General features: G+C 65.3%; 5 protein-coding genes. All 5 read right to left on the bottom strand.

Annotated features, from left to right (window positions below):
* Positions 1-149 precede the first annotated feature (149 nt).
* The gene (fliN, locus tag AC1D00_RS29110) at positions 150-500 is read right to left on the bottom strand and encodes a flagellar motor switch protein FliN (RefSeq protein WP_011089739.1); all 351 of its coding nucleotides are present in this window, start codon (positions 498-500) and stop codon (positions 150-152) included.
* 3 nt (positions 501-503) lie between these two features.
* Positions 504-1,124 carry a FliH/SctL family protein gene (locus tag AC1D00_RS29105; RefSeq protein ID WP_027544969.1) on the bottom strand — a complete coding sequence of 207 codons (621 nt, stop codon included), beginning with the start codon at positions 1,122-1,124 and terminating at the stop codon, positions 504-506.
* Positions 1,124-2,221, bottom strand: coding sequence for a flagellar motor switch protein FliG (gene fliG, locus AC1D00_RS29100; RefSeq protein ID WP_135179311.1), 1,098 nt, complete (start codon positions 2,219-2,221; stop codon positions 1,124-1,126). The genes AC1D00_RS29105 and fliG overlap by 1 nt, the downstream gene beginning before the upstream one ends.
* 18 nt (positions 2,222-2,239) lie before the next feature.
* Positions 2,240-3,853: a flagellar basal-body MS-ring/collar protein FliF gene (gene fliF / locus AC1D00_RS29095; protein WP_477013036.1), complete on the bottom strand. Its 1,614-nt coding sequence runs from the start codon at positions 3,851-3,853 to the stop codon at positions 2,240-2,242.
* Positions 3,854-4,055: 202 nt separating this feature from the next.
* Positions 4,056-4,331, bottom strand: a complete 276-nt coding sequence (sciP, locus tag AC1D00_RS29090; protein WP_002714638.1) for a CtrA inhibitor SciP — start codon at positions 4,329-4,331, stop codon at positions 4,056-4,058.
* Positions 4,332-4,375 lie beyond the last annotated feature (44 nt).

The raw sequence follows: 4,375 nt of genomic DNA, 5'->3' as shown, positions 1-4,375 counted from the left end.
GCGTGGGTCACGGTGGCGCCGTTCTCCATCGCGATCTTGGTGGCGGTGGTGAGCTGGCCCTTCAATGTGCCAACGATGAGAAGCCGCATGTCAGTCTCCTGTCCGTCTGGTCGCGCTGCCGCGCGTCATTCCCTGTGTTCGCGTAATAATTACGTGCGTTCGGTCTTGATGATTTCGGTCATGGTCACGCCGAGCTTGTCCTCGACCAAGACGACCTCGCCGCGGGCGACCAGCTTGTTGTTGACGTAGATGTCGATGGCCTCGCCGACGCGCCGGTCGAGCTCCAGCACGGTGCCGGGCCCGAGCTTCAAGAGCTCGCCGACGTCCATCTTGGAGCGGCCGAGCACGGCCGAGACCTGCACCGGCACGTCGAACACGGCCTCGAGGTCCGCGGCGGCGCGCGCCGCATATTCGTCCTCGTTGTAGCCGACGTCGGTGCCGGTAGGCGGCATCGGGCCGTTGAGATCGGGCAGCGGGACCTGTCCGTCGGTGTCGCTCATGGCTTAGCTCCCCCTGCGGGACGCGATATAGCGTCCGACCATTTCGTCGATCTTGGCCGCGATGGCGCCGCGCTCCAGCACGACGCCGCCATCGGCCCATTCGATCCGGCAGTCGCCGGTCGCAATCTCCGGCTCGGCCAGGATCACCAGCCGGCCCTCGAAGCCGCTCTGCTTGGCAAGCCGCTCGATCTTCTCGCGGGCGCTGTCGTAGAGCTCGTCGTTGATGCGGACGACGAGATGCGGCGTCGCGACCAGATGCGAGAAGCAGTCCTTGACCAGCGCCACGATCTCGCCGAGCGGCTCGGCGGCGACCAGATCGGCGCACAGCTTGCGTGCCACCGCGACCGCGACCTCGACCGCCTCGGTCTCCATCTTGGTCTCGATGTTGCCCATGCCCGAGGCGACGCCCCGGATCGCGATGTTGATCTCTTCCATGGCGAGCGCGACGCGGCGGTCGCTCTCGGCCTTGGCCTCGCGCTGGCCGGCAGCAAAGCCGTCCTGATAGGCGCGCGCCTCCGCTTCCGCGACCTTCTGGGCGATTTCGGCCGCGGACGCGGCCTTCTCGCGCGTCCGATCCGGCGCGGCGAAGTCGGTGTCGAACAGGAATTTTGCCGGAGCGGCCATCAATACACCAGCTCGTCGTCGGCGCGGTTCTTGGTCAGCATGATCTCGCCCTTGGCGGCGAGGTCCTTGGCGAGGTTGACCAGCAGCGCCTGCGCCTCGTCGACGTCGCGAAGACGGACCGGGCCCATCGCCGCCATGTCGTCCTGCAGCATCTTGGCCGCGCGCGAGGACATGTTGCCGAAGAAGAAGTTGCGGACGTCCTCGTTGGCGCTCTTGAGCGCGACGCCGAGCTTGTCCTTGTCGACGTTGCGCATCAGGGTCTGGGCCGAGCCGGAATCCAGCTTCACGAGGTCGTCGAAAGTGAACATCAGCGCCTTGATGCGCTCGGCCGATTCCCGGTTGTCCTCTTCCAGCGAGGTGATGAAGCGGGTTTCGGTCTGGCGGTCGAAATTGTTGAAGATTTCGGCCATCACCTCGTGGGCGTCGCGGCGGCGGGTTTGCGACAGGTTGGACATGAATTCGGTGCGCAGCGTCTTCTCCACGCTCTCGATCACCTCCTTCTGCACCGCTTCCATCTTCAGCATGCGGTTGACGACGTCGAGGGCGAGGTCCTCGGGGAAGATGCCGAGCACGCGCGCGGCGTGCTCCGGCTTCAGCTTCGACAGCACCACCGCGATGGTCTGCGGATATTCGTTCTTGAGGTAGTTGGCGAGAACCTCTTCCTGCACGTTGGAGAGCTTCTCCCACATGTTGCGCCCCGCGGGGCCGCGGATCTCGTCCATGATGCCGTTGACGCGCTCCGGCGGCAGGTATTGCTGGAGCAGCCGCTCGGTGGCGTCGAAATTGCCCATCAGCGCGCCCGAGGCCGACATGCGCGAGACGAACTCGAGCAGCATGTCCTCGACCGTGTCGACCTCGACGGTGCCGAGCGTCGACATTTCCAGCGAGAGCTGGCGCACCTCGTCGTCGTCGAGCATCGACCAGATCTTGCCGCCGTACTGCTCGCCCAACGCCAGCATCAGGATCGCGGCACGCTTCGGTCCGACCAGTTGCTCGGCCGGCTTGCCGTCCTTGGCCCGGGTGTTGGCGCGCTGACCGAGCGTGGAGATCACGCTGGTAATGTCGTTGCTGTTGGCGTTTTGCAGGGCTGCGGCCATGTCAGTTCATTTCTCGGATCATTTCGCCGGTTCGCTCAGCCATTGGCGGATGATGGCGACGGTTTCGTTGGGGTTGCGCTCGGCGAGCTCGCCGACGCGATGAACGGACTGGGCGTGGACCTGGCCCTGGATGGTGGCGACGTCGATCGCGCTGGCGGCGCCGCTGGGCAGCAGCGCCTGGCCGGCGGCCGGGGCGGCCTCGTCCGAGGCGGCCGGGCCGGCGAGCACGCCGCTGATGGCGGCGGCGACTTCGTCGGAGGCGAGGATGCGCTTGACCAGCGGGCGGATCACCAGGAACAGCACGACCAGGCCGAGCAGCATCATCACGCCGAGCTCGACGAAGTACATGACGTCGTCCTTGGTGAACTGGAGCATGCCGAGGAAGCCGCCAGGCTCGCCGATCGGGGCGGTGGAGGGGGCGTCGGCGAAGCGCAGATTGACGACCTCGACCTGGTCGCCGCGCTTCTGGTCGAAGCCGATCGCCGAGCGCACCAGGGTCGCGATGCGGTCGAGCTGCTCCTTGGTGCGGTCCTGATAGGCCAGCTCGCCTTTCTCGTTCTTGCTGTAGATGCCGTCGACCAGCACCGCGACCGAGATGCGGTTGACCCGGCCGGCCTCGGTCACCTCGGTCTTGGTGGTGCGGGAGATCTCGTAATTGTTGGTCTCCTCGGTCTTCTTGCTCTGGTCCTTGGCCGCGACGCCGCTGTTCTGCTGGTTGCCCGGCAGCTCGTTGTTGACGGTGACCTGGCCGTTGTTGTCGGCGGTCATGCTGCTTTCTTCGCGGGTCTGGCTCGAGCGCAGCACGCGACCCTCGGGGTCGAACTTGTCCGAGGTCTGGGTGATCTTGTTGAAGTCGAAATCGGCGGAGAGCTGGACGCGGGCGCGGCCCGAGCCGACCACCGAGGAGACGATGTCCTCGACCTGCTTGCGTATCCGCTTCTCGAAGGTGGTGCGGCGCTCGTCGCCGAGCGCCTGCTCCGGATCGGTCGCGGCGCCGTCGGCGAGCAGCTGGCCGGCCTCGTCGACGATCGAGACCCGCTGCGGCTTCAGTCCGTTAACGGCGGAGGCGACGAGATGGCGGATAGCCCTGATCTGCTGCGCCTCCAGCGCGCCGCGGACCCGCACCACGATGGAGGCCGACGGCTCCGGCGCCTCGCGCGAGAACAGCGGGCGCTCCGGCAGCACCAGATGGACGCGGGCGGCCTGGATGCGGTCGATGGCGCGGATGGTGCGGGCGAGCTCGCCTTCCAGCGCGCGCAGATGATTGATATTCTGGACGAAGGAGGTGGTGCCGAGCGCGTCCGACTTGTCGAACACCTCGTAGCCGACGCCGCCGCCCTTGGGCAGGCCGCCCTCGGCGAGCTTCATCCGCAGCCGCGTCACCTTGTCCTTGGGCACCATGATGATGGTGCCCTCATTGCGCAGCTCGAACTGGATGCCCTGGCGTTCCAGGTCCTTGATAATGCTGGAAGAATCCTCGACCGAGAGGTCCGTGAACAGCGTCGTCATCTGCGGCGTGGTGACCCGCATGATGACGAACGCGAAGAAGCCGACGAGCGCGGCGGTGACCGCGATCATCGCCCCGAACCGGGCGGCGCCGATACCTTTTAAAAAGTCCGCAAGACCTTGCAAGCAACCGCCCCGACCAATTCGACCCGCATTCCAGAGCGGTCGACTGGGCAATTATTGCCTAGGTGATGGTTTCGATATGGTTAACGAAGGTTAAGAGCTGGGACAAAAGTAGCGCCAAAGAACGACCAGGAACGAACATGAAAAAAATCGGCCTCGCAGGGCGAGGCCGATTTTCGTCAAAAGCCGCAGATTTCCGGATCGCTTACTGGCGATATTGCTGGATGCGGGTGGTGCGAAGACCCGCCAGACCGTGCTGGTCGATGGAAAACTGCCAGGAGAGGAATTCGTCGACCGTCAGCGTATAACGGCTGCAGGCCTCCTCGAGGGAGAGAAGTCCGCCACGCACGGCGGCGACGACTTCAGCCTTGCGRCGGATGACCCAGCGTTTGGTGCCGGGTGCGGGCAGATCTGCGATCGTCAGCGGACTGCCGTCCGGCCCGATGACGTATTTTACCCTCGGGCGATGGGGTTCTGTCATGGCGTACTCACAAACTCTCAACCACTGAACTCACGCCGTAACCC

The sequence above is a fragment of the Bradyrhizobium sp. P2_E8 genome (genome assembly GCF_056403875.1).
This window is presented reverse-complemented; position numbering and strand designations above follow the sequence as displayed.